Origin of the sequence: Rathayibacter sp. VKM Ac-2927, from assembly GCF_022815525.1 — a bacterium.
In the GTDB taxonomy this organism is placed as follows: Bacteria; Actinomycetota; Actinomycetes; order Actinomycetales; family Microbacteriaceae; genus Rathayibacter; species Rathayibacter festucae.
In genome coordinates, this window is the sequence record NZ_JALGRT010000001.1 from 1012523 (window position 1) to 1036069 (window position 23547).

Genomic DNA, 23547 nt, shown 5'->3' on the forward strand with positions numbered 1-23547 from the left:
AAGTCGTTCGCGGGAGTTGAGCCCCGCACGCTCAAGTTTACGCATGGGTCGCGGGGAGTCAAGTCGAGAGCTGAAAACCTGAGTCGCTTCGACTCAACTCTCAGGCTGCAGAAAACGTCACGCTACCTCCCGTTCTCCGGCTCCCCCTACGGTGAGTCCATGACCGCCGGAACCGCCCCCCGCCCCCGCACCGGCCGCTGGCCCGTCCTCGCCTGGGGGCTGTGGGACTGGGGCAGCGCCGCCTTCAACGCCGTCGTCACGACCTTCGTCTTCACCGTCTACCTCACCACCGACGGCCTCTTCGGCACGCCGAGCGGTGTCTCGGCCGCGCTCGGCTGGACCCTCGCGGGCGCCGGTGTCGTCGTCGCGGTGATCGCCCCGGTCACCGGTCGCCGCGCCGACCTCGGCGGGAGCCGGCGCCGCTGGCTCGGCCTGCACTCCGCGGTCGTCGTCGCGTGCATCCTGCTGATGTTCCTCGTCCGCCCCGACCCGGCCTACCTCTGGCTCGGGCTCGGCCTGCTCGCCGTCGGCACGGTCTTCTTCGAGTTCGCGAGCGTCAACTACAACGCGATGCTCAGCCAGGTCTCCACCCGGGCGAGCGTCGGTCGCGTGTCCGGCTTCGGCTGGGGCATGGGCTACGTCGGCGGCATCGCGCTCCTGCTGATCCTCTACTTCGGCTTCATCTCCCCCGAGGTCGGGCTCTTCGGCGTCACCGGCGAGGACGGCCTCGACGTCCGCGTCTCGATCCTCCTCGCCGGTGTCTGGTTCGCCGTCTTCGCACTGCCGGTGCTGTTCGCGGTGCCGGAGCTCCCGGGACGGGTCGGCGGCGGGGAGCGGGTGAGCGTCCTCGAGTCCTACCGCGCGCTCTTCCGCCAGATCGGGGCGCTCCGCCGCGAGAGCCCGACGACACTCGCCTTCCTGCTCGCGAGCGCCGTCTTCCGCGACGGCCTGACCGGCGTCTTCACCTTCGGCGGCGTCCTCGCGCAGGGCACCTTCGGCTTCAGCGCCGGCCAGGTCATCCTCTTCGCGATCGCCGCGAACATCGTCGCCGGGGTCGCGACGATCGCCGTCGGCGCCGTCGACGACCGCCTCGGGCCCAAGTCCGTCATCGTCGCCTCGCTGATCGGGCTGATCGTCTGCGGCGGCGCCGTCTTCCTCCTGCACGACGCCGGCGCGACCGCGTTCTGGGTCTTCGGCCTGCTGCTGTGCCTGTTCGTCGGCCCCGCGCAGTCGGCGAGCCGCAGCTACCTCTCCCGGCTGATCCCGGAGGGGCGCGAGGGCGAGATCTTCGGTCTCTACGCCACGACCGGTCGTGCGGCGTCGTTCCTCGCGCCGGCCGCCTTCGCCGCGGCCGTCTCGATCGCCGCGGGCGTCTCGGGCGACGCCGACGTGCAGTACTGGGGCATCCTCGGGCTGGTCGTCGTGCTGGCCGCGGGGCTCGCGCTGCTGCTGCCGGTCAAGACGCCGGCCGCCGCCGCCCGGACGAGCGACTGATCAGCAGCTCCTATCAGGTCGCGAGCCAGAACAGGATCAGCAGCAGCGTCACCAGGAACCCGGTGAGGAAGTTCAGAGCGAGGAAGCGCTTCCAGCCCGCGTTCGCCCGCTCGGCCTGCTCGTCGGTCAGCGAGCGGTACGGCCAGACGCTCAGCGCGTAGGGGATCGCCAGCAGCGCGGCGAGGGTTCCCGGCCAGGGCAGCAGCAGCAGGAGCAGCCCGCTGGCGACGTAGGCGCCGATCGCGAAGCGCACCGTCGCCTTCGCGCCGATCACCGTGGCGATCGAGCCGATGCCGCCGGCCCGGTCGGCGAGGATGTCCTGCACCGCACCGAAGGCGTGGCTGGCGATCCCCCAGAGGAAGAACGCGACCAGGAGGGCCCACAGACCCGGCGTCGCCGTCGTGCCCGCGAGCGCGAGGCCGTAGACCGCGGGGCTGACGAAGTGCGTCGCCGAGGTGAGCGAGTCGACGAACGGCCGCTCCTTGAAGCGCAGCCCGGGCGCGCTGTAGGCGATGACGGCGAAGACGCTGATCGCCAGCACCAGCCAGGAGAGCGGCGAGCCGAGCAGCACGAGCGCGATCAGGAACGGGACGTTCGTCGCCACGGCCGCGACGAGCGTCGCGCGGTGCTCGCTGCGATCGAGGACCGCGCCCTCGACGCCGCCCTTCCGGGGGTTCCGCAGATCGGACTCGTAGTCGAAGACGTCGTTGATCCCGTACATCGCCAGGTTGTAAGGGATCAGGAAGTAGAGGGTGCCGAGCACGAAGGCGAGGTCGATCTCGCGGGTGGTCAGCAGGTAGGCCGCGGCGAACGGGTACGCGGTGTTGACCCAGCTCAGCGGGCGGCTCGAGACGAACAGCGCGCGCAGCCGCTTCACGGGGCGCTCCGGCGCCGGGCGGGCAGGAGGGTCCAGAGCGCCGGCAGCGCGAGCGCGGCGGCGATCGCGTAGGCGAAGTCCTCGATCGGCGCGACGCCGATCCGGATGCCGGAGATCAGGTCGTCGTCGTAGGCGACGAGGAGCCCGACGCCGATCATGATGTTGTCGAAGACGGCGGTCATCACGAGCAGCACGGCGAGGGTGCCGAGCAGCGCGGGCAGCCGGAGCCGGCCGCGGCGGAGCGCGACCACGAGCAGCACCGCGACCGCCGCGAGGAACACCGCATTCAGGAGCAGGTAGGTCACGCGCGCGCCTCCGCCCGCTTCGCGAGGAACCCGTGCACGTCCATGGACAGGTAGCAGAGCAGCGTGAGGAAGAGGACCTCCTCGATCGGCAGCTCCGGCGCGATCTGCAGCCCGGTCATGTACGGCGTCTCACCGCGGAAGAAGACGCCGAGGCCGATCCCGGCGAGGTCCCAGAGCAGGAAGAACGCGACGCCGACCGGGAGCACGATCGCGGCACGGCGGGCGTCCGCCCAGAAGAACAGGCCGAAGCGCCGGTCGAGCACGACCATCCCGGTGATCGAGACGACGAGCGCGAGCAGGTAGAGAACCCCCACGCGCTACTCCCCCGCGACCGCGACCGACTCGGGCACGGGCTCGGGCTCGGCCACGGGCTCGGGAGCCACGCTCGGAGCGACCGGCGCCGAGGGCGCCTCGCGCACCGGCAGCGGCTCGGTCGACACGTCGCCGCGCACGCGCTTGAGCATCACCTCGGCGCTGATCACGCACATCGGCAGGCCGATGCCCGGGATGGTCGAGCTGCCCGCGAAGAGCAGCCCGTCGACGTGCGCGCTGGCGTTGCCGGAGCGGAAGAACGCGCTCTGCGAGAGGATGTGCGCCGGTCCGAGCATCGAGCCGCGCCAGGCGCCGAGGTCGCTCTCGAAGTCGGCCGGGCCGATGGTGCGGCGCACCACGATCCGCTCGGCGAGGTCCTCGGCACCGGTCCAGGTCGCGATCTGGCGGATCGCGGCGTCCGCGATCGCCTCGACCTGCGCGTCGCCGGCGCCGTCGACGCCACCGTGGCCGATCGAGGTGTCGGCCGGGATCGGCACGAGCACGAAGAGGTTCTCGTGACCCTCGGGAGCGACGCCGGGGTCGGTCGCGCTCGGGCGGCAGACGTAGATCGACGCGGGATCGGGGACGGAGGGGTTCTCGCCGAAGATCCGGCCGAAGTTCTCGCGCCAGTCGCTCGTGAACAGCAGCGTGTGGTGCTCGAGCTGCGGCAGCGCGCCGCGGACGCCGAGCAGCACCAGCACGGCGCTCGGGCCGGGCTCGCGGTTCTCCCAGTACTCGGGCGGGTAGCTGCGCAGCTCGTCGGGCAGCAGCGACTGCTCGGTGGTGAAGAGGTCCGAGGCGTTGACGACGAGCTCGGCCGGGAGCCGCCTCGTCCCCTCCGGCCCCTCGTACTCGACGCCGACGACCTCGGCACCGCGCCGGCTGCCGCGCGGGGCGCGGGTCGTGAGGATGCGGGTGGCGGGCGAGGAGGTGCGGACCGTGACGCCCGCCTCCTCCGCCACCTCGGCGACCGCCGCGATCAGGCGGGTGAAGCCGCCCATCGGGTAGAGCACGCCGTCGGCCAGGTCGAGGTGGCTCATCAGGTGGTACATGCTCGGCGCCGCGAACGGCGAGGAGCCGAGGAAGACGGCCGGGTAGCCGAGGATCTGCCGGAGCCGGTTGTCGGTGACCGCCGTCGCCGCGAAGGTGTCGAGCGGGGTGAGCAGGAGGCGGCCGAGCCGGCCGGTGCGGCTGAGCACGTCGCGGCGCAGCAGCGGGAGGAAGGACGCGAAGCTCGTATAGAGGAAGCGGCGCTTGGCGACCTCGTAGGTGTCGCGGGCCGACTCGAGGTAGACCCGCATCCGGGCCCCCGCGCCGGGCTCGATGCTCTCGAACAGGGCGAGGTTCGACTCGAGATCGGCGAGCACGTCGATCGGCTCCTCGATGCCCTGGCTGTAGACCCGGTAGCCCGGGTCGAGGCGCTGGAGGTCGAGGCGCTCGGCGGCGCTCGTGCCCATCAGGCGGAAGAAGTGGTCGAACACCTCGGGCATCAGGTACCAGGAGGGGCCGGTGTCGAAGCGGAAGCCGTCGCGCTCCCAGGAGCCGGCGCGGCCGCCGACGACCTCGCGCTGCTCGAGCAGCGTGACGTCCCAGCCGTCGCGGGCGAGCAGGCCGGCGGAGGCGAGGCCGCCGATGCCACCGCCGATCACGACGGCGCGGTGCGGGCCGCTCGCCGAGCGCGAGGCGCGGGCGGGGCCGGTGCCCAGGCGCGGGCCGATGGTCGAGACCGCTGCCCGGGCGGCGAGCGCCGCCTTCGTCGCGGTCGGCACGCTGACTCGAGCTCGGAGGAGCTCCTCCGCCGGGGTGACGCGGATCCGGTCGGCGAGGGCGGCGAAGAGGGAGTGCGCGAGCAGCACGGCGCGGCGGCTCGAGCGCGGCAGCTCCGGCACGATCGCGCCGGCGGCGGCGAGGTCGTCGTCGAGGTCGGCGAGCAGGGCCGCCTTGTCGGTCTCCGAGAACGCCCGCGGGTCGACGCCCGGGAAGTAGCTGCGGCCGAGGCCGTCGACGTCGGCGGCCAGGTCGCGGAGGAAGTTGACCTTCTGGAACGCGGAGCCCAGGCGACGGGCGCCGGCGACGAGGCGCTCGCGCGCGGCGGGCGAGACGAGGCCCGCGTCGGGTGCGGCGAGGAAGACGTGCAGGCACATCAGCCCGACGACCTCGGCCGAGCCGTAGACGTAGCTCTCGAACGACTCGGGGGTGTGCACCGTCTCGCGGAGGTCCGCGCGCATCGAGGCGAAGAACGGTGCGGTGAGCTCGGTGCCGAAGCCGGTCGCCCGCGCGGTCCGGGCGAAGGCGTGGATCACGAGGTTCGCGCTGTAGCCGCTGACGAGCGCGCGCTCGGTCTCGGCCTCGAAGGCGTCGAGCGACTCCTCGACGGCGGCGCGATCGAGGTGCGCCTCCTCGGCGACCCCGTCCACGATCTCGTCGGCCACGCGCACCAGCGCGTAGACGTCCTCGACGCGCTCGCGGACACCGGGGCCGAGCAGGCGGGTCGCCAGGCCGAAGGAGGTGGAGTAGCGCCGGATCACCTGCGCGGACGCCTCATGGGCGACGCGGTCGTACAGTTCGCTCTGCCGGCTCATCGTGCCACCGTACGGCGCAGGCGGGTGTCGACCGGCATCGGGGCCGAGATCCGCGCGTGGCGGGCGGTCATCGGGTGCGCCCGAGGACGCTGGAGACGAGGGGCCGCATCTCGGTGCGGAACGCCTCCGTGACCGCGGGGGTGTGCAGCGCGTCCCAGGCCCGGTTCGCGAAGTCGCTCGCGAGCGCCTCCGCGTAGCCGCGCGAGCCGCACTCCTCGAGGATGCAGCGCACCCGCTCCGCCGTGTCCGGGTCGAGGTGCTCGTCGCCGATCAGCCCCTCGATCTCCGGCCAGCGGTCGGTGCCGGCCGCGTGCGCGATCAGCACCGTGCGCTTGCCCTCGCGGAGATCGCCGAGCGTGGTCTTGCCGGTCTGCCCCTCGGAGCCGAAGACGCCGAGCAGGTCGTCGACGATCTGGTAGGCGATGCCGATGCCGCGGCCGAACTCGCCGAGCGCCTCGACCGCCGCGTCGTCGGCGCCGGCCAGGATCGCGCCGGCCTGCAGCGGCGCCTCGAACGAGTAGACCGCCGTCTTCATCCGCTCCATCTCGAGCACCTCGTCGACGGAGGGCATGCCGGGCATCAGCGAGAAGTCGACGTCGGCCAGCTCGCCCGCGGCAGAGGCGAAGACGGCCTCGTCGAGCAGGGTGAGCAGGCGGGCGCGGACGCCGTCGGAGGCGCCGACGCCCTCGACCAGGCGGTGCGCGCCGGTGAGCGCGAGGTCGCCCGCGATGACGGCGACGGAGGTGCCGCGGTGCTCGGCGATCGGGATCGAGAGGCCGGCGGTCGTCGCCTCGTCGCGGTAGCTGCCGGAGACGTTGGGGCCGCCGCGGCGGACGAAGTCGCGGTCGATCACGTCGTCGTGCACGATCAGCGCGGTGTGCAGCAGTTCGAAGGCCGCGCCCAGGTGGGCGGACGCCTCCGGGTCCTGGCCGCCGTGCGCCTCGTAGGCCGAGATCACCATCAGCGGGCGGAAGCGCTTGCCGCCGCGGGTGTTCGCCTCGATGGTCTGCCAGAGGGTCAGGTAGCGGGGTCCGAGCCGGGTCGCGCGCGAGCGCGCCAGCGAGAAGAACCGGTCGAGGACAGCATCGACGTGCTCCTGCCGCCTTCGGGAGAGAACCACGGGGTCGCGCGTATCCACGGGGTCGAGGCTAACAAACTCGCTTCTCTAGCAATAAGCCGGCTGAGTTCCGTCGTCGTGCTTGACTTACGGTCATGACTTCGGAAGGAATCGCCGTGCGCACCGACGAGCTCGAGCAGCTGGATCTCCTCGAGGAGGTGGTCCTCCTCGACGAGTCCGGGGCCGCCGTCGGCGTGGCGGACAAGGCGACCGTGCACGACACGCAGACCCGCCTGCACCTCGCGTTCTCCTGCCACGTCTTCGCCCCCGACGGCGCGCTGCTGGTCACCCGGCGCGCGCTCGGCAAGCGCACGTGGCCCGGCGTGTGGACCAACTCGTTCTGCGGGCACCCCGCCCCCGGCGAGCGGATCGAGGACGCGGTGGTGCGCCGCGCGGAGCGCGAGCTCGGTGCCCGCCTCGAGACGCTCGAGGTCGCGCTGCCGGACTTCCGCTACCGCGCGGTCGACGCCTCCGGGATCGTCGAGAACGAGATCTGCCCCGTCTACACCGCGACCGTGTCGAGCCGCGATGCGCTGAACCCGCGCGCCGACGAGGTCATGGACGTCGAGTGGGTCGACCCCGAGGCGACGCTCGCCGCCGTCCGAGCGACCCCCTGGGCCTTCTCCCCCTGGCTCGTGCTGCAGCTCCCCCGCCTGCTCGGCTGACCGCTCCGCTCCCGCGAGATGCCAGTTGTGCACGCCTTTCACGGCGTGTCGCGTGCACAAGTGGCATCTCGCGGAGGGGGTCAGTCGCCGTAGACGTCGGTGCGGTGGAAATTCAGCGACGAGCGGGAGGCGGTGGGGCCGCGCTGGCCCTGGTAGCGCGAGAGGTAGGCCGCCGAGCCGTAGGGCTGCTCGGCGGGCGAGCTCAGGCGGAAGAAGCACATCTGGCCGATCTTCATCCCCGGCCAGAGCATGATCGGCAGCGTCGCGACGTTGCTCAGCTCGAGCGTGACGTGCCCGGTGAAGCCCGGGTCGATGAAGCCCGCCGTCGAGTGCGTGAGCAGCCCCAGCCGCCCCAGCGAGCTCTTGCCCTCCAGCCGCGCGGCGATGTCGTCCGGGAGCGCGACCTCCTCGTAGGTCGAGCCGAGCACGAACTCGCCGGGGTGCAGGATGAACGCCTCGCCCGCCGGGGTCTCGACCAGGCGCGTCAGCTCGGGCTGGTCCTCGGCCGGGTCGATGTAGGGGTAGCGGTGGTTGTCGAACAGCCGGAAGAAGCGGTCGAGCCGCACGTCCACCGACGAGGGCTGGATCATCGCCGGGTCGTGCGGCGAGAGCCCGACGCGGCCGGAGGAGAGTTCGAGCTTGATGTCGCGATCGGAGAGCAGCACGAGGCGAGCTTAGGGCGCGGGGCTTGCTAGCATGGCGTGATGCGCCCGAGCGGCGCCGCGCGAGTGTAGTTCAATGGTAGAACTTCTGCTTCCCAAGCAGATGGCGCGGGTTCGATTCCCGTCACTCGCTCCGACCCCCTCCCCCGCCGGCTCCGTCTCGGCGAACAGCGCGAGGATCTCCACCGCGATGATCGCGTGGCCCCGCCCGTTCGGGTGGTTCACCTGCGACATCAAACCGGCCAGGGGCTCGCCGCCCTCGTGCATCGCGCAGAAGACCCGGAACGGGTCCGCCAGCAGCACACCGTCCCGCTCGGCGAGTCCGCGGATCTGCTCCGCATGCCGCACGAGGTCGTCGGCGGGGTCGGTCAGGTCGGCGGTCAGGTCCGGCGAGGGCGTGACCAGCACGGGGACGACTCCCGACTCGAGCGTCCGGTCGATCATCGACTCCCACGCGCGGCGGGGCCGCTCGAGCCCGATCGCCCGGTCGTTCAGCGCGTAGTCGAGGACCACGACGTCGGGGCGGTGGCCGAGCACCTCGCCCATCCGGAGCGCGCCCGACTCCGAGTGCTCCCCGCCGATGGCGGTGACGATCGCGTTGAGGACGGCGTGCGGGTGGCGCTCGGCCAGCAGGCCGGCGACGACGTGCGGGTAGGAGGCGCGCCGATCGATCAGGGGCGTCGCGAAGTAGCCCGCGGGAACGCTGTGGCCGTGGAAGACGACGTTCACCGCCCGGTTCTCCGGCCAGGTCCGCTCCAGCGCGGCGATCACCGCGGCGAGGCCGGCCACGCCCGACGGCCTAGCGGGTCGCGGGCGGCGCGGTGCTCGCCCGGACGATCAGCGAGGTCGGCACGAGCTCGAGGACGGGGTCGTCGCTGACGCCGTTCGAGAGCTGCTCGAGCAGCAGCTCGACGCACTTCGCCCCGACCGCCCGGTAGTCCTGCCGGACGGTCGTCAGCGGCGGGGAGAAGTCCTGCGCCTCCGGGATGTCGTTGAAGCCCACCACGCTGACGTCCTCGGGGATCCGCAGGCCGTGCTCCGCGAAGGCGCGGTAGACCCCGAGCGCGGCCTCGTCGCTGGAGACCAGCACGGCCGTGCAGTCGCCGGTCTCGGCCAGGGCGGCGCCCTGGAGGTAGCCGCCGTCCGAGCGCCAGTTGCTGTAGCGGGTCGGCGGCACAGGTGCGCCCGCCGCGAGGAGCGCCTCCCGCCACGCCGTCTCCCGGCGCTCCGCGGCGAAGGAGCCGCGCGGGCCCGCGATGTGGTGCACCGTGCGGTGCCCGAGCCCGAGCAGGTGCTCGACCGCGGCCCGGACGCCGCCCGCCTGGTCGGCGTCGACCACGGGCCCCTGGGCGCCGGCGGCCGCGTTGACCAGCACCCGGGGGATCTCGGGGAGGACCAGCTGCGCCGTGTCCCGCAGGTACGTCTCCACGACCACGATGAGGCCGTCCACCGCCAGCTCGCCGAAGCGGGTGAAGGCGCCGTTGAGCCCGGTCTGACTCGGTGCCGAGACCGGCACCAGCGTGATCGCGTAGCCCGCCTCCGCCGCTGCAGTGGCGATCGAGTCCACGGTCCGCATCATCCCGAGGGTGTCCAGGCTGAAGACCGCGACCCCGAGGGTGCGGAACGAGCCGCTCTTCAGGGCGCGCGCGGCGCTGTTCGGCCGGTAGCCGAGGGTGCGCATCGCCTCCAGGACGGCCTGCCGCGTCGCGGGGACGACGTTCGTCTGCCCGTTCGCGACCCGCGAGGCCGTGACGGGCGCGACGCCCGCGAGGCGTGCCACGTCAGCCAGTGAGGGGCGGCGCGGAACGTCGGTCATCTCCCCATAGTGGCTCCTCCGGAGCCTCAGCTCGTCCAGGAGCTCGTCGAGGAAGTCCGGCGGGGGGATCGCCTCGAGCGCGTCATCTGCAGACATGAGGGCATGGTAAGGCAACCATCCTGACCTGGAGTCTCGTAGGATCGGCGACGGCCTCCCCCTTCCGGGACGGCACCACGATCGAGCGAAGGACGACGATGTCTCTCCGGCACCACTCCCGCCCGGCGGCGGCACTCGCCGTCGCCGCCCTCGCGGCCGCGCTCACGGGCTGCGCCGATCGCACGGAGGCCGAGGACGACTCCCTGCTCGTGTGGAGCTGGGACGACCAGCTGCCCGAGGTCGCTGAGCTCTACGAGGAGGCGCACCCCGGGGTCGAGATCGACGTGGTCGACGTGGGCACGGGCGACGAGCAGTACACCGCCCTGCAGAACGTGATCGCGGCCGGATCCGGGAGTCCGGACGTCGCCTTCCTCGACTCGACTGCGCTCCCGCAGTTCGCCCTCTCCGGCGCCCTCGCGGACCTGGGGCCGCTCGGCGCCGACGAGCTCTCCGAGGAGTTCGCGCCGGGGCCGTGGGCGGCGTCCCAGGTGGACGGCACCGTCTACGGACTGCCCTGGGCCTCCGGGCCGATGGTGCTGTTCTACAACCGCGCCGTCTTCGAGCGGCTCGGCGTGGCGGTGCCCGGCACCTGGGAGGAGTACGTCGGCGCCGCGGAGCAGCTGCACGCGGCGGACCCGGAGGTGTACATCCTCAACGACGTCGGCAATCCCGGACTCGCCACCAGCCTCATCCAGCAGGCCGGCGGCCGGCCCTTCTCCGTGGACGGCACCGCCGTCGCCATCGATCTCGCCGACCCCGGCACCGCGCGGTACGCCGAGAACTGGCAGCGCCTGCTCGACGGCGGGCTGCTCGCCCCGGTCGCCGACTGGAGCGACGAGTGGCGGAAGATGCTCGCGGCGGGCCGGATCGCGACGCTCCCGGCCGGCAGCTGGATGGCCTCCGCCCTGACTCAGAGCGCCCCCGACGCCGCCGGGGACTGGCGCGTGGCGCAGCTGCCGCAGTGGGAGCCGGGCGGGAGCGTGACCGCCGAGCACGGCGGCGGCGGCTTCTCGGTGCTCGAGAGCAGCGTCAGCAAGGAGCTCGCCGTCGACTTCCTGACCTACGCCACCGCGGGCGACGGGGTGGACGTCATCCGGGACTCCGGACTCTGGCCCGCCCACCGGGCCGCGACCGAGTCGCCCGCGTTCCTCGACCGGCCGAGCGAGTACTTCGGCGGGCAGGCCGTCAACAGGGAGTACGCGACCGCGTCGGAGAACGCCCCCGACGACGTCCGCTTCCTCCCCTACCAGGTCTACGCGGCCGCGGTGTTCAACGACTCCGTCGGCACGGCCTACACCGGCGAGACGACCCTCCAGGCGGGGCTGCTCGACTGGCAGGCCGAGCTGGAGGAGTACGGCGCCAAGCAGGGTTTCACCGTCGAGCGGTGAGTCCGGATCGCGACACGCCGACGGGATCGGCGCCGACAGGCCGATCGGGCCGTCCCGCGGTGCAGGGTGGAGGGATGAGCGAGCTCGTCCAGATCCCGTCTCCGGGCATCGCCCTCGAGTACGGGCACCCCGGTCGCCCCGTCGTGGTGATCCTGCACGACGTGTTCGGCCGGCTGCCCTGGCTGGAGCCGTTCGCCGAGGCAGTCTCGAAGCACGGCTACCACGTGCTCGTCCCCGACCTCTACGACGGCTGGGCCACGCTCGCAGCCGAGGACGCGCGGGATCTCGCCGCGATGGCCGCGCAGGACCGCGCCCTCGCCTCGGTCGCCGACGCGGTGCGCACCGGATCGGCCGCCGGCGCTGCCCGCTCCGCCCTCATCGGCTTCGGCTTCGGCGGGCGGCTGGCGCTGCTCGTCGCCGCCACCGGTCTCGTCGACGCCGTGGTCGCCTACTACGCGACCCTCGGCCGGGAGGAGCACGCGCTGGTGCCCTGCCCGACGCTGCTGCACTACGCGCAGAGCGACGAGTGGCCCGAGGGCGACGACCCGGAGTCGTTCGTCGGCCGGCTGAAGGAGGCGGGCACGCCCGTCACCGCGCACACCTACCCGGACACCGGGCGGCACTTCGCGAACGCCACCCTGCGGGAGTCGGTCAGCCCGTCCGCCGCCGCGCTCGCCTACGCGCGGACCCTGTCCTTCCTCAACCCGCAGCTGATCGACTGCTGACGCACCGCCCGGCGAGCCGGCTCCGGGTGCTCAGCCCTGGACGTCGTGCAGGTGGTGCTGGACGTCGTGCAGGTAGTACTTCGCGATCGTCTCGACCGTGAAGGACGCGCCGTCGCTGCGGCGACCCGGCCGCTGCCACTGCCGGCCGTCGACCCCCTCGAAGACGTCGCTGATGCGGGCCGCCTCCTCGACGAGCTCGCGGCCGACCGCCGCGGGGTCCTGCTGGTCGTAGCGCTCCTCGACCGCCGCCACATCCTGGTCCCAGTTGGGGAACAGCGGGTCGTCGCCCTCGAGCATCAGCCCGAGGCGCAGCCGGTAGATGCGGTGCACGTCGCGCACGTGCGCGGCGTACTCCAGCGGCGACCAGGTCTCGTCGTCGGGGCGGCCGGCGGCGTCCTCGCGCTCGAGGACGTAGGGCCAGGCGGCGGCGTTCTGGCGGATCAGCGCGGGGACGGCGTCGGACTCCACGAGCGAGGCGTCGAAGCCGCACTCGAGGCAGGGGCGCTCGAGCACCCAGGTCCAGTCCTTGGTATCGGGAGTGATGGGCATGGACCCAGGGTAGGACGGCTCAGCAGCGCGGCTGCGCGCCCTGCACCGCGCCGCGCTCGCCGTCGGCCGTCCAGGGCAGCTGCGGCAGCCCGGCGGCGCCGGTCGCCGCCCCCTGCTCGACCGCGATCGCCGCGAGGGCGCGCGCGGTCGTGGCGGCGAAGCCCTCGCCGGCGGTCGAGCTGTTGAAGGCGACCGCGACCGTCAGCCCCGACTCCGGGTCGGAGTAGGCGGCGGTGAGGAAGCCCGGCGCGATGCCGGAGAAGCCACGGAGCGGGCCGGCCTCGTGGCCGCCGAGACCGGCGAGCAGCCACTCCGCGCGCCCCTGCCCCTGCGGGACGGGATCGGCCCACATCGCGTCGCCCGCGGGCTCGGTCGCGAGTCCCTGCGCGAGGCGGCGCAGATCGTCGAGATCGGTGACGGCGCCGCCGGCCGCGCCGAGCGAGGAGGGCGACGCCGCGGAGAGGTCGCGGCGGACCTCGCACTGGACGGCGCCGGAGCGCGGATCGAGGGCGGCGGAGAAGCCGAGCATCGCCGGGGCGGGCAGCTCGAGCTCCGAGTCGCCGGGGAGGCCGGTGCTGCTCAGGCCGTAGCGGGGCACGACGTACTCGTCGTAGAGCGACTGCATGCTGCGACCGGTGGCCTGCGTCGCCACCACGCCCGCGAGGAGCGGGCCGGTGGAGGACTCGGACCAGGCGGCGCCCGGCTCGGCGATCGGCGCGCTGACCTGCGCGGCCGAGATCAGCTCGAGGGTGGGCCACTCGCGGGCGGGGTTCTGCACGACGGTCGGCCAGAGGACGGAGCGGAAATCGGCGAGGCCGGAGGTGTGCGAGCAGAGCTGGCGGAGGGTCATCCCCTCGATGCCGGGGAGGGAGGTGAGCGCGTCGCCGACGTCCGCGTCGAGGTCGAGGGTGCCCTTCTCGGCGAGCGCGACGACGACGTCGCAGGTCATCGCCTCGGTGCCGCCGGTGCCGAGGCGCACATGCGCGTCGGTGGTCACCGGGGTGTTCGCCTCGTCGCCGATCGTGCCGATCGCCGTCTCCCAGCCGCCGGCCCAGGGCGACCAGACGCCTGCGACCACACCGGAAGCCCCGGCGACGCTCTGCGCCTCGACGAGGAAGCCGGAGAGGGCGATGGCCAGGTCGTCGGGCACGGGCCCGGGCAGCGCATCGGGGACGACGGAGTCGGCACCGCCGGTGCAGCCGGTGAGGGCGAGGACCAGGGCGGGCACGACGAGAGCTCCGACCCGGGTCGGCCTGCGGCCACCGATCATGCCGTTCGACTCCCCCCGAAGACGCGTGCTGGAACTCCTTCACTGTACGGGCGCGGTCTCGCGCAGCACGGGGCGGGGGCCGTGCGCGGGGGCTTTCGTGTCCCGACCGTGACCCGCGACCACGCGGATCCGGATCCGGCCACCCCTTTTCCAAACCGTCTGAGCGGCTGCTACGAAGAAAGAACAAGCGACGCGGAGGCGTTGCCCGGAAGGAGAAGAGGAATCATGCGCACATCACCGAACCGGCTGCTCGCCACGCTCTTCGGCGCGGTCTACGTGGTCGTCGGACTGCTCGGCTTCGTCGTCACCGGCGGCGTCCAGTTCCTCGCGACGGAGGGCGGACTGCTTCTCGGGATCTTCGAGGTCAATCCGCTGCACAACATCGCGCACCTGCTCATCGGCGGCGCACTGCTGATCGCCGGCCTCTCCACCACCTCGGCGGCCAAGACGGTCAACACGACCGTCGGCGCGGTCTACCTGCTGCTCGGAGTCGTCGGCTTCTTCCTGGTCAACACCGCCCTGAACGTGCTCGCGCTGAACACCGCCGATCACTTTCTGCACCTCGCCAGCGCGCTCGTCCTCCTCGGAGTCGGTCTCACCGCCGACAAGGGCGCCCGGGCGCGCACCGCGACCGCCTGACCCGGAGCGGATCCGTCCGCTCCCCCTAGACTCCGTCCGCCGTGGGCCCGCCGTTTTCCGCGGCGGACGGACTGAACGGCCCCGGACGACACGATGCGGTGTGTCGATCCGGGGCCTCTTCCTCTTGCCTCCTCCACCACGATCGGAGACCGCGATGAGCACCGTCGCCCGTGGAAACGCCGCCTTCGCCGGGATCGGCGCGGGTCTCGTGCACCTCTCCCTCGCCGCCGGGCAGCTCGACGCGGGGACCCTCCCGCTCGCCGCCCTCGGCGTCGCTGAGCTGGCCTGGGGCGTCGTCGTCCTCGCCCGCGGCCGGATCGTCCTCCCGCGGACCGCGCTCGCCGTCACCGGCGTCACCGTCGCCGGCTTCGTCCTCGCGATCGCCGCCGGTCTGCTGCGCGATCCCCTGCCGGCTCTCGCGGCGGGTGCCCTGCAGCTCGTGGCCGCGGCCGTCGTCGCCGCCACCCTCCGCTCGCAGCGCACGGTGGAGCGGCCCGTCTCGGCCCCGCGCGCGGTCCTCGGCCTCTTCGCGGGCGCGCTCCTCGTCTCCGCCCTCGCGACGCCGGCGCTGTCCGCCTCCTCCGAGGGCTCGCACGACATGGGCGGGATGATGACGACGGTCACCGACAGCGGGCACTCGCACTGAGACCTGCCCTGGCGACCGCGGTGCCTTCGAGCTAAGGTAAGGGCAACCTAAGACGCCGAAGGAGGCCGCCGTGTCGAACGTCTCGAACGTCATCCCGTTCTCGCAGGCCCTTCACGTGCGCCTCGGTCGGTCCGGCGCCGACGACGAGGTGTCGGCCTTCATGACCGCGCTGATGACCGGGTCCGGCAGCCGGGACGACTACGTCGCGATGATCGCGCAGCACTACTTCGTCTACGAGGCGCTCGAGGCCGTGGCGGAGGCGATGGCGGGCGACCCGGTCGCCGCACCCTTCATCTCGCCCAAGCTCACCCGCCTGCCGGCGATCGCGGAGGACCTGCGCTTCCTGGTCGGCGAGGACTGGCGCTCGCGCATCGCCCCGCTCCCCTCGACGGCGGCCTACGTCGAGCGGATCCGCACCGTCGCGAGCGGCTGGAGCGGCGGCTTCGTCGCCCACCACTACACCCGCTACCTCGGCGACCTGTCCGGCTGCTCGATCGTCCGCACGCTGCTCCAGCGGCGCTTCGGCTTCGAGACCAACGGCGTCGGCTTCTACCTCTACGGCGAGATCGCGACGCCGTCCGCCTTCCGCGCGGTCTACCGCGAGCAGCTCGACGCGGCCGGCTGGGACGAGGACGAGCGCGAGCGCGTCATCGCCGAGGTGGCGGAGGCGTATCGGCTGACCACCGCGGTGTTCCGCGACCTGGCCGGCTCGCGCGCCGCGGCCTGACGTGCCGCTCGGGCGCTCAGGCGCTCAGGAGGACGCGGACTCCGGCTCCGCGACGGCCGCGGGCTCGGCCCGGCGCTCGGACATGAAGCGCAGCACGTCCTTGTCGACGATGATGTCGCTCGGCCGGAGCGGCCGGGTGAGGTAGAGCCCCTCGAGGCTCGTGATGCGGCTGAGCGCGACGTAGGTCTGACCGGGGGCGAACGCGCGCTGCCCGAGGTCGACCACGGCGGAGTCGTAGGTCTTGCCCTGCGACTTGTGGATCGTGACGGCCCAGGCCAGGCGCAGCGGGAACTGCGCGAACTCGGCGACGATCTCGCGGGTCAGCTTCTTGGTCGCGGCGGAGTAGGAGTAGCGGTAGCGCTCCCAGGTCGCGGGCTCGACCTCGTGCACCTCGCCGTCCACCTCGACCCAGACCGTGCCGGCGACCTTGGTCACGCGGCCGATCGTGCCGTTCACCCAGCGCTGCTCGGCGTCGTTGCGCAGGAACATCACGTGCGCCCCGATCTTCAGCTCGAGGTTCTGATCGGCCGGGTAGGCGCGGCCGCCGAAGTCGCCGCTGATCTCGGCCGAGGCCGTCTTGACCGGGCCCTTGAGCCGCGCAAGGGCGGTCTGGTTGATCCGGTTGACGGTGTCGTTGCGGGTCGCGAGGGTGATCGCGTCGTTCTCGGGCGGCGTGCGGGCGCCGGCGGCGTTGAGGACGTCCGCGATCTCCTTGGTCACCATGCCGAAGCGCACGGCGTTGAGCATCCACTTGAAGCGCTCGTCGCTCTGACGGTGGATCCTCCCGAGCTCGATGATCCGCAGCGGCGCCTCCTGCCAGACCAGCGCGTCGAAGAACCAGAGCGAGCGGTAGCGGTCGGCGAAGTAGGCGCGCTCCTCCGGATCGCCCGGGACGGGCGCGAGCTGGAACGGGTCGCCGAAGAGGACGACCTGGACGCCGCCGAACGGCTCGGACCGGCGCTGCCGCGCCTGGCGGAGGCTGCGGTCGATGCCGTCGAGGAGATCGGCGTTGACCATCGAGATCTCGTCGATGACGAGCGTGTCGATGGTGTTCAGCAGCTTGCGCAGCTCGGGCGGCTGATCGAGGTCGGAGTCGGCGATGACCCCGATCGGGAGCCGGAAGAGCGAGTGGATCGTCTGCCCGCCGACGTTCAGCGCGGCGACACCGGTCGGTGCGCAGATGACGATCTGCTTGTCGGTGTTCCAGCTCAGGTGGTTGAGCAGGGTCGACTTGCCGGTGCCGGCGCGGCCCGTCACGAACAGGTGCTCGCGGGTGTTCTCGATGAGGTCGAACACCCGCTGCTGCTCGTCGGAGAGGGTCGGCTGGGTCACCGCTCCACTGTACCCAGCCGACCCCCGCACCCCGGCGCCGCGGTCAGACGTCGCGGACGCGGGTCGCCGTCAGTGCCGGGACCCAGACGGCGAGAAGCCACCCGGCGCTGGCGAGCAGCGCGGACGTCGTGCTGATCTGCTCCACGCCCGAGCCCTCGCTCGGGACGCTCGACAGGGCCAGCCCGAGGTTCGAGAGCAGGTAGGGGCTGACGTCGATGATCCACTGGGCCTGCAGCAGCCCGCCCGCGATGCTCGCGAGCAGCGGCAGCACGAAGAGCACGCCGACCGAGAGGCCGATGGCGGCCGCCGTGCTGCGCAGCAGCGCCGCCACGGCGACCGAGAACGCGCCGATGACCGCCAGGGAGAGGCCGCCGCCGAGCAGGCTGCCGAGCACGCCGTCGTCGAGCAGCGAGGTGGGCGTGCCCTTCGCCGCGAGCATCCCGCCGATGACGGCGAACGAGCCGACGCAGGTGAGCACGCCGACCACGAAGGACGCGACGGCCACGACGACCCCGCGGGCGAGGAGGGACGGGACCCGGCGCGGTACGGCGGTGTAGGTCGAGCGGATCATCCCGGTCGAGTACTCACCGCCGAGCGACAGCGCACCGAGGACGGCGATCACCAGGCCGACGAACTGCAGGTGCAGGGTCGCGCCGCCCGCGACGAATGCGGAGACGGAACCCTCCTTCGGCGGCGCGACGACGGCGCCGAGGGCGAGAGCCAGAGCGAGCGCGAGGAGCACCGAGACGACGATCGACCACCAGGTCGAGCGGACGGTGACGAGCTTGAGCAGCTCGGAGAGGACGACCCCGTCGAGGCGGACCCTCACCCCGCTCGAGGCGTCGCGGACGGGTCTCGGGGCGGTCGCGGTCATCGGGTGGCTCCTTCGAGGGGCTGGGATCCGTGGGGACGGGTGGCGGTGTACTCGACGGCGTCGGCCGTCATCGCGACGTAGGCCTCCTCGAGCGAGCGGGTCAGCGCGGTGAGCGCGTGCAGCACCGCTCCGGCCTCGTGGGCGAGCGCGCCGATCACCGGCGCCTCGAGCCCCTCGATCTCGAGCCCGCCGCCCGTGACTGCGACCGCAGCACCGCGGGCGGCGAGGAGCGCGGCGAGCCGCACCGAGTCCGGGCTCTCGACGCGCACGCGCGGCCGCGCCTCGGCGAGGAAGTCGTCCAGCGGGGCGTCGGCGAGGATCCGGCCCCGGCCGAGGACGATGATGTGGTCGGCGGTCTGCGCCATCTCGCTCATCAGGTGCGAGGAGAGCAGCACGCAGCAGCCCTCCGCCGCCTTCGCGCGGACGAAGTCGCGGACCCAGCGGACCCCCTCCGGATCGAGGCCGTTGACCGGCTCGTCGAGCAGGAGGGTCCGCGGGTCGCCGAGCAGCGCGGTCGCGATGCCCACCCGCTGGCCCATGCCGAGCGAGAAGCCGCCGACGCGCTTGCGCGCGACGCTGCCGAGGCCGACGACCTCGATGACCTCCTCCACGCGCGAGCGCGGGATGCGGTGGGTCGCGGCGATCACGCGCAGGTGGTCGCGGAGGGTCCGGCCGCGGTGCGTCGCCTTGGCGTCGAGCAGGGCGCCGACCTCGGCGAGCGGTGCGGCGTGCTCGCGGTAGGGCCGGCCGTTCACCAGCACCGAACCGGCGGACGGCCGGTCGAGACCGACGATCATCCGCATCGTCGTCGACTTGCCGGCGCCGTTGGGCCCGAGGAACCCGGTCACCCTCCCCGGCGCCACGGTGAAGTCGATCCCGTCGACCGCGGTCTTCGCTCCGTACCTCTTGGTCAGGCCTCGTGCCTCGATCATGCGCTCCCCTTCTCGCAGTGCTGCGCCTCGAGCCCGCGGACGCGGGCGAGGTCGGACAGCAGCGGCCAGCCTAGGAAGGGCCCGCGGAGCCCGCTCGGAGCTGTCGCGGGACGTCCGTCCGGGCGGGGCGCCCCGGGTCAGCCGCGCTTCTGCAGGGCGGCCAGGCGGTCGTTGTACGCGGTGAGCTCGGCCTCGCCGGTGCGGTCGGCCTGGCGGTCGAGCCGCTTGGAGTCGCGCGCGTCCGAGCGGCTCCACATCACCGCGACGATGATCGCGAGGGCGAGCGTGGGGATCTCGCCGATGCTCCAGGCGATGCCGCCGGCCGCCTGCTGGTCGTCGAGGGCGTTCGTGCCCCAGCCCATCGCGCCGTACCAGTCGGCGAGCAGGAGGCCCTCCCCCGTCATCAGCGCCAGGCCGAAGAAGGCGTGGAACGCCATCGTGCCCAGCAGCAGCAGCAGGCGCATCGGGTAGGGCACGCGGTGCACGCTCGGGTCGACGCCGATCAGGACGCTCACGAAGAGGTAGCCGGTGATCAGGAAGTGGACGATCATCCACTCGTGGCCGATGTGGTCGGTCGTCGCCCAGCGGAAGAGCGGCGAGTAGTAGAAGCCCCAGAGCGAGCCGACGAACAGCAGCGCCGCGACGATCGGGTGCGAGATCGCGGTGGCGAAGCGCGAGTGCACGGCGAGCAGGACCCACTCCCGGCCGCCGCGGGAGCCGTCGGTGCGCCGGGCCGCGGCGCGCGCGATCAGCGTGACCGGAGCGGCCGGGACCAGCAGCACCGGGACGGCCATGGTCAGGACCATGTGCGCGAGCATGTGCGCGCTGAACAGGTACTTCTCGTAGGCGTTGACGCCGCCGTTGGTGATGTACGCCAGCAGCAGCATGCCCGCGATCCAGAGCACGGTGCGGTGCACGGGCCAGCGGTCGCCGCGGCGGTGCAGGCGCACGACGCCGGCGACGTAGAACGCGATGCCGAAGCCGCAGACCAGAAGCCAGACCAGGTCGACGTTCCAGAGGGTGAGGAAGTTCAGGGCGGACGGCGCCGGCGGCAGCGGCTCGCCGGTGAGCAGCTCCGCGGGGGTCGGGTTCGTCAGCTCGGTCGCGGCGACCTGGTCGACCGGCGTCGCCGTGCGCGCGAGGGCCGCCGCGACGCCGGAGGCGATGCCCATGAAGGCGATCTCCGCGGCGACGAGCCACCAGAAGCTGCGCCCGCCCGCTCCGCCGGCGCTGCGCATCCGGGCGATCAGGAAGCGGCGCTGGACGAGGCCGAAGACGCCGAGCGCGGTCAGCGCCGCGACCTTCACGAGCACCAGCACGCCGTAGCCGGTGAGCAGGTTGCCGAGCGTCGCGAGCCGCAGCTCGGCGCTGATGTAGCCCGAGGCGGCGACCACGATGAAGCTGACGAGGGCGAGGCTGGAGTAGCGGCCGAGCACGGGCAGCAGGCGCGCGCCGCCGAGCAGCGGCCGCAGCGCGACGATCGTGAGCAGGCCGCCCAGCCAGATCGCGGCGAAGACCAGGTGCAGGCCCAGGGCGGTGACCGCGGCGTCGTGGCCGCTCGCTCCGGCCGCGTGGCCCTGCTGCGCCATCGGCAGCAGCGTCAGGAGCGCGACGGCGGTGACGAAGACGAGGGCGGTCTGGTTGCGCACGGCGAAGCAGAGGACGGTGACGACGGCGGCGAGGAGGGTGGTGATCAGCCAGGCCTGGCCGACCGGGATGCTGCCGATGAAGTAGCTGAGCTTCGTGCCGAAGTCGCGGTCGAGGCTCAGCGGCGTCTGGGTGACGTTGAGGAAGGTGAAGAAGCCGGTCAGCGCGGAGGCGGCGGCGAAGAACGCGGCGCTCGCGGCGGCGACGTCGAGCGCGATCGTGTACTCGGTGCGCGGCTCCGCCTCGGCGGGGGCGCCGGTGCGCTTCGCGATCGCGCGAGGGCTCAGCGCGAACAGCGTCAGGACGAGCGAGCCGATCATGCCGGCGGCACCGAGGTTGACCGCGAGCTTGGCGACCGGGAGGCCGAAGCGGACGACGGGCCCCGGGTCGTTCAGGAGCGGTGCGGCCGAACCGCCGCCGAATGCGAGCGCCGCCAGGAGCGCGACGAGGGCGGCGACCACGAGCAGGAGCGCCGGGCCCGCGATCCGGACGGTTCGATTCACCCGGCAAGCCTACGTTCTCGCGGCTGGGGGGCGGCAGGACGACGAAGACCCCGGCGGAGGGCCGGGGTCTTCGAGTGGAACTGCTGCGCCGTGAGGGCGCGGACCGCGACTACTTGGCGGCGGCCTTGAGCTTGGTGCCGGCCGAGACCTTGACCGAGTGGCCGGCGGCGATCTGGATGGTCTCGCCGGTCTGCGGGTTGCGGCCGGTGCGCGCGGCGCGGGACGTGCGCTCGACGGCGATCCAGCCGGGGATGGTGACCTTCACGTCGTTGGAGACGGAGTCGGCGAGGGTCGAGAAGAGCGAGTCGAGGACGCCGTTGACGGCGGCCTGGCTCTGGCCGGAGTCGGCGGCGATCTTCGCGACGAGCTCGGTGCGGTTGAGCGACTTGTCAGCCATTGGAGTGTCCTCCCAGGACGTTCGCGCTGTTGAGAACAGCTGGTGGTTGTGTGTCGTCCAACGGCCGGGGACGGACCCCGTCGACCGGTCGGACCGTCCGTAACCTACCAGCCCGATCCCGGATCGGCGGCGATTCGCGCGACGGAATCCCCGGAAACACGCCGATCGGCAGCCCGCGGAGCCGTCGGGAGCGGCTGGGAGGCGATGTCAGGGGCCGTCGCTACACTCGCCGACGGCGCGCACCCGAGCCCGCCGGGAGAGGCGGCCGCAGTGGCGGAGACGACGACGGACGGCTGGATCTCGACGGCGATCTGGTGGCAGATCCACCCGCTGGCGTTCCTCGGCGCCGAGGCGACCTCGGCCGACGGGCCGCAGCCCGGGGACGAGCCGCAGCACCGCCTGCGCCGGATCCTGCCCTGGCTCGACGACCTGCTCGCGCTCGGCTGCAACGGCCTGCTGCTCGGGCCGGTGTTCGCCTCGATGACGCACGGCTACGACACCGTCGACCACTTCCGGGTCGACCCGCGCCTGGGCGACGAGCGCGACCTGGACGATCTGATCGCGGCCTGCCGCGAGCGCGGGATCCGCCTGGTCTTCGACGGCGTCTTCAACCACGTCGGCCGCGAGCACCCGTGGTGGCGCGAGGCCGTCGCGGCGGGCGAGGGCTCCCCCGCCGCCGGGCGCTTCCGGCGGACGGGCGCGGCGCGCGAGGTCGACGGCCTGCCGGTCGACGTCTTCGAGGGCCACGAGGCGCTCGTCGAGCTCGACACCGCGAACCCCGAGGTCGCCGCGCACGTCTCCGCCGTGCTGAGCCACTGGCTCGAGCGCGGGATCGACGGCTGGCGGCTCGACGCCGCCTACGCGGTGGACCCCTCCTCCTGGCGCGCCGCGATCGACCCGGTGCGCGAGCGCTTCCCCGAGGCCTGGTTCGTCGGCGAGGTCATCCACGGCGACTACGCCGGCTACGTGCGGGAGTCGGGTCTGGACTCCGTCACGCAGTACGAGCTCTGGAAGTCGGTGCGCAGCTCGATCGAGGAGGGCAACCTCTTCGAGCTGGACTGGACGCTGCAGCGGCACGCGGAGTTCCTGGAGACGTTCGTGCCGCTGACCTTCGTCGGCAATCACGACGTGACCCGGCTCGCCAGCGCGATCAGCGACCCGCGCCACCACGGGCACGCCGTCGCGATCCTCGGCTTCGTCGGCGGTGTGCCGAGCATCTACTCGGGCGACGAGCGCGGGCTCGAGGGCGTCAAGGAGGAGCGCGCGGGCGGCGACGACGCGATCCGGCCGGAGTTCCCGGCGGACCCGGCCGAGTGGCCGCGGAACGACGCCTACCGCGTGCACCAGGAGGTCATCGCCTTCCGCCGCCGGCACCCGTGGCTGGTCGCCGCGCGGACCAGGAGCGTCGACCTGTCGAACACCGCCGTGCTGCTGGTGGCCGAGGGGCCGGCCGGCGAGAGCGCCCGGCTCGCGCTCAACCTCGGCGACGAGGCGGCGACCGTCGGCGGCGTGCGGGTCGAGGCGCACTCCTGGCTGCTGCTCGACTGAGCCGCGATCGGACGCGCCGTGATCTACGCTCGGGGCAGCGGCGGGAGTGCACGGCCCCCAATCGGGACGACGCTGCCGCGAGGAGACGGACGAGGAGCGACGATGCCCCAGGGGTCGGAGTCACAGCACGAGCAGGCGCGGCGGATCGAGCACGAGCCGGAGGCCGGCGTCGAGCGGACGGGACTGGAGGCGGCGCTGGCCGCTCCGGTCGACGAGCTCACCGACCCCGGGCCGGGCGAGCGCAGCGGGCTCTCGAGCCGGATCGCCGAGGATCTGCTCGACGGCGTCTCGGAGATGGTCGGCGGTGACGCGGACCTCGCACCGGGACGCGCCGTCGAGATCGACGACCCGGCGCGCGCGGTCGGCGACGACCCGGCGCACCCGATCCACGGGACGCTCCGCCAGGAGTTCGAGTCGCGCTGATCGGCGGGTCTCGATACGCCC

At 72.9% G+C, this 23547-nt stretch carries 23 protein-coding genes, 1 tRNA gene and 1 pseudogene; 10 read left to right on the forward strand and 15 right to left on the reverse strand.

Annotated elements, in window-relative coordinates; all coding sequences use genetic code 11:
• Positions 1-159: 159 nt before the first annotated feature.
• Positions 160-1494 (forward strand): MFS transporter, encoded by a 1335-nt coding sequence (locus MT353_RS04850; protein ID WP_243600433.1) that lies wholly within the window; start codon positions 160-162, stop codon positions 1492-1494.
• Positions 1495-1507: 13 nt separating this feature from the next.
• On the opposite strand, the gene MT353_RS04855 is transcribed toward MT353_RS04850, so the two are convergent.
• From MT353_RS04855 to MT353_RS04880, 5 genes are all read right to left on the reverse strand, one after another.
• Positions 1508-2371, reverse strand: coding sequence for a prenyltransferase (locus MT353_RS04855; RefSeq protein WP_243600432.1), 864 nt, complete (start codon positions 2369-2371; stop codon positions 1508-1510).
• On the reverse strand, positions 2368-2676 hold the full coding sequence (locus MT353_RS04860) for a lycopene cyclase domain-containing protein (RefSeq protein WP_127888373.1): 309 nt from the start codon (positions 2674-2676) through the stop codon (positions 2368-2370). Before MT353_RS04860 ends, MT353_RS04855 begins: the two co-directional genes overlap by 4 nt.
• Entirely contained in the window at positions 2673-2990 is a 318-nt protein-coding gene (locus tag MT353_RS04865) for a lycopene cyclase domain-containing protein (protein WP_243600431.1), read from the reverse strand. The genes MT353_RS04860 and MT353_RS04865 overlap by 4 nt, the downstream gene beginning before the upstream one ends.
• 3 nt (positions 2991-2993) lie before the next feature.
• Positions 2994-5570, reverse strand: coding sequence for a phytoene desaturase family protein (gene crtI, locus MT353_RS04870; RefSeq protein WP_308197507.1), 2577 nt, complete (start codon positions 5568-5570; stop codon positions 2994-2996).
• A gap of 67 nt (positions 5571-5637) precedes the next feature.
• Positions 5638-6708 (reverse strand): polyprenyl synthetase family protein, encoded by a 1071-nt coding sequence (locus MT353_RS04880; protein ID WP_243581010.1) that lies wholly within the window; start codon positions 6706-6708, stop codon positions 5638-5640.
• 74 nt (positions 6709-6782) lie between these two features.
• On the opposite strand from MT353_RS04880, the gene idi reads away from it, so the two are divergent.
• Positions 6783-7352 carry an isopentenyl-diphosphate Delta-isomerase gene (gene idi / locus MT353_RS04885; protein ID WP_243600430.1) on the forward strand — a complete coding sequence of 190 codons (570 nt, stop codon included), beginning with the start codon at positions 6783-6785 and terminating at the stop codon, positions 7350-7352.
• Between the two features lie 80 nt (positions 7353-7432).
• On the opposite strand, the gene dcd is transcribed toward idi, so the two are convergent.
• Positions 7433-8017, reverse strand: coding sequence for a dCTP deaminase (gene dcd, locus MT353_RS04890; RefSeq protein WP_123444853.1), 585 nt, complete (start codon positions 8015-8017; stop codon positions 7433-7435).
• A 59-nt stretch (positions 8018-8076) separates the two neighbouring features.
• Here dcd and MT353_RS04895 point away from each other — a divergent pair.
• Positions 8077-8147, forward strand: a tRNA-Gly gene (locus MT353_RS04895).
• A gap of 71 nt (positions 8148-8218) precedes the next feature.
• On the opposite strand, the pseudogene MT353_RS22110 reads toward MT353_RS04895, so the two are convergent.
• Positions 8219-8803: pseudogene (locus MT353_RS22110) on the reverse strand (SGNH/GDSL hydrolase family protein); the annotation flags it as partial.
• 10 nt (positions 8804-8813) lie between these two features.
• Positions 8814-9926 (reverse strand): LacI family DNA-binding transcriptional regulator, encoded by a 1113-nt coding sequence (locus tag MT353_RS04900; protein ID WP_243623712.1) that lies wholly within the window; start codon positions 9924-9926, stop codon positions 8814-8816.
• A 98-nt stretch (positions 9927-10024) separates the two neighbouring features.
• Between MT353_RS04900 and MT353_RS04905 the strand changes: the two genes are divergently transcribed.
• Both MT353_RS04905 and MT353_RS04910 read left to right on the forward strand, forming a co-directional pair.
• Complete coding sequence (locus MT353_RS04905; RefSeq protein WP_243623713.1) at positions 10025-11314, forward strand: sugar ABC transporter substrate-binding protein; 1290 nt, start codon at positions 10025-10027, stop codon at positions 11312-11314.
• Between the two features lie 74 nt (positions 11315-11388).
• Positions 11389-12039, forward strand: coding sequence for a dienelactone hydrolase family protein (locus MT353_RS04910; RefSeq protein ID WP_123734878.1), 651 nt, complete (start codon positions 11389-11391; stop codon positions 12037-12039).
• Between the two features lie 30 nt (positions 12040-12069).
• Here the strand turns inward: MT353_RS04910 and MT353_RS04915 are convergent, their stop codons facing one another.
• Positions 12070-12588, reverse strand: coding sequence for a DinB family protein (locus MT353_RS04915; protein WP_132434862.1), 519 nt, complete (start codon positions 12586-12588; stop codon positions 12070-12072).
• 19 nt (positions 12589-12607) lie between these two features.
• Entirely contained in the window at positions 12608-13816 is a 1209-nt protein-coding gene (locus tag MT353_RS04920) for a serine hydrolase (RefSeq protein ID WP_243600427.1), read from the reverse strand.
• A gap of 267 nt (positions 13817-14083) precedes the next feature.
• Between MT353_RS04920 and MT353_RS04925 the strand changes: the two genes are divergently transcribed.
• From MT353_RS04925 to MT353_RS04935, 3 genes are all read left to right on the forward strand, one after another.
• Positions 14084-14497 (forward strand): DUF4383 domain-containing protein, encoded by a 414-nt coding sequence (locus MT353_RS04925; RefSeq protein ID WP_123734875.1) that lies wholly within the window; start codon positions 14084-14086, stop codon positions 14495-14497.
• Between the two features lie 154 nt (positions 14498-14651).
• The gene (locus MT353_RS04930; RefSeq protein ID WP_123734874.1) at positions 14652-15143 is read left to right on the forward strand and encodes a hypothetical protein; all 492 of its coding nucleotides are present in this window, start codon (positions 14652-14654) and stop codon (positions 15141-15143) included.
• Positions 15144-15213: 70 nt separating this feature from the next.
• Positions 15214-15870, forward strand: a complete 657-nt coding sequence (locus MT353_RS04935; RefSeq protein ID WP_243600425.1) for a heme oxygenase (biliverdin-producing) — start codon at positions 15214-15216, stop codon at positions 15868-15870.
• A gap of 24 nt (positions 15871-15894) precedes the next feature.
• Here the strand turns inward: MT353_RS04935 and MT353_RS04940 are convergent, their stop codons facing one another.
• From MT353_RS04940 to MT353_RS04960, 5 genes are all read right to left on the reverse strand, one after another.
• Positions 15895-17202: an ATP-dependent RecD-like DNA helicase gene (locus MT353_RS04940; protein ID WP_123734872.1), complete on the reverse strand. Its 1308-nt coding sequence runs from the start codon at positions 17200-17202 to the stop codon at positions 15895-15897.
• A gap of 43 nt (positions 17203-17245) precedes the next feature.
• Positions 17246-18076, reverse strand: a complete 831-nt coding sequence (locus tag MT353_RS04945) for an ABC transporter permease (protein WP_243623714.1) — start codon at positions 18074-18076, stop codon at positions 17246-17248.
• Positions 18073-19008 carry an ABC transporter ATP-binding protein gene (locus MT353_RS04950; RefSeq protein ID WP_243623715.1) on the reverse strand — a complete coding sequence of 312 codons (936 nt, stop codon included), beginning with the start codon at positions 19006-19008 and terminating at the stop codon, positions 18073-18075. Before MT353_RS04950 ends, MT353_RS04945 begins: the two co-directional genes overlap by 4 nt.
• Positions 19009-19145: 137 nt before the next feature.
• On the reverse strand, positions 19146-21158 hold the full coding sequence (locus MT353_RS04955; protein WP_243623716.1) for a cytochrome c oxidase assembly protein: 2013 nt from the start codon (positions 21156-21158) through the stop codon (positions 19146-19148).
• Between the two features lie 109 nt (positions 21159-21267).
• Positions 21268-21555: an HU family DNA-binding protein gene (locus MT353_RS04960; protein WP_055786347.1), complete on the reverse strand. Its 288-nt coding sequence runs from the start codon at positions 21553-21555 to the stop codon at positions 21268-21270.
• 270 nt (positions 21556-21825) lie between these two features.
• On the opposite strand from MT353_RS04960, the gene MT353_RS04965 reads away from it, so the two are divergent.
• Positions 21826-23103: an alpha-amylase family glycosyl hydrolase gene (locus MT353_RS04965; protein ID WP_243600421.1), complete on the forward strand. Its 1278-nt coding sequence runs from the start codon at positions 21826-21828 to the stop codon at positions 23101-23103.
• A gap of 102 nt (positions 23104-23205) precedes the next feature.
• A complete protein-coding gene (locus MT353_RS04970) occupies positions 23206-23526 on the forward strand; it encodes a hypothetical protein (RefSeq protein WP_123734868.1) in 321 nt (106 codons plus the stop codon).
• Positions 23527-23547: the final 21 nt, after the last annotated feature.

Excerpts from the sequence above, each read along its gene's own strand:
- idi (WP_243600430.1), top strand. The coding sequence starts at position 6,783 with ATGACTTCGGAAGGAATCGCCGTGCGCACCGACGAGCTCGAGCAGCTG.
- MT353_RS04925 (WP_123734875.1), top strand. The coding sequence starts at position 14,084 with ATGCGCACATCACCGAACCGGCTGCTCGCCACGCTCTTCGGCGCGGTC.
- MT353_RS04930 (WP_123734874.1), top strand. The coding sequence starts at position 14,652 with ATGAGCACCGTCGCCCGTGGAAACGCCGCCTTCGCCGGGATCGGCGCG.
- MT353_RS04950 (WP_243623715.1), bottom strand. The coding sequence starts at position 19,008 with ATGATCGAGGCACGAGGCCTGACCAAGAGGTACGGAGCGAAGACCGCG.
- MT353_RS04905 (WP_243623713.1), top strand. The coding sequence starts at position 10,025 with ATGTCTCTCCGGCACCACTCCCGCCCGGCGGCGGCACTCGCCGTCGCC.
- MT353_RS04850 (WP_243600433.1), top strand. The coding sequence starts at position 160 with ATGACCGCCGGAACCGCCCCCCGCCCCCGCACCGGCCGCTGGCCCGTC.
- MT353_RS04945 (WP_243623714.1), bottom strand. The coding sequence starts at position 18,076 with ATGACCGCGACCGCCCCGAGACCCGTCCGCGACGCCTCGAGCGGGGTG.
- crtI (WP_308197507.1), bottom strand. The coding sequence starts at position 5,570 with ATGAGCCGGCAGAGCGAACTGTACGACCGCGTCGCCCATGAGGCGTCC.
- MT353_RS04910 (WP_123734878.1), top strand. The coding sequence starts at position 11,389 with ATGAGCGAGCTCGTCCAGATCCCGTCTCCGGGCATCGCCCTCGAGTAC.
- MT353_RS04970 (WP_123734868.1), top strand. The coding sequence starts at position 23,206 with ATGCCCCAGGGGTCGGAGTCACAGCACGAGCAGGCGCGGCGGATCGAG.
- MT353_RS04915 (WP_132434862.1), bottom strand. The coding sequence starts at position 12,588 with ATGCCCATCACTCCCGATACCAAGGACTGGACCTGGGTGCTCGAGCGC.
- MT353_RS04900 (WP_243623712.1), bottom strand. The coding sequence starts at position 9,926 with ATGTCTGCAGATGACGCGCTCGAGGCGATCCCCCCGCCGGACTTCCTC.
- MT353_RS04960 (WP_055786347.1), bottom strand. The coding sequence starts at position 21,555 with ATGGCTGACAAGTCGCTCAACCGCACCGAGCTCGTCGCGAAGATCGCC.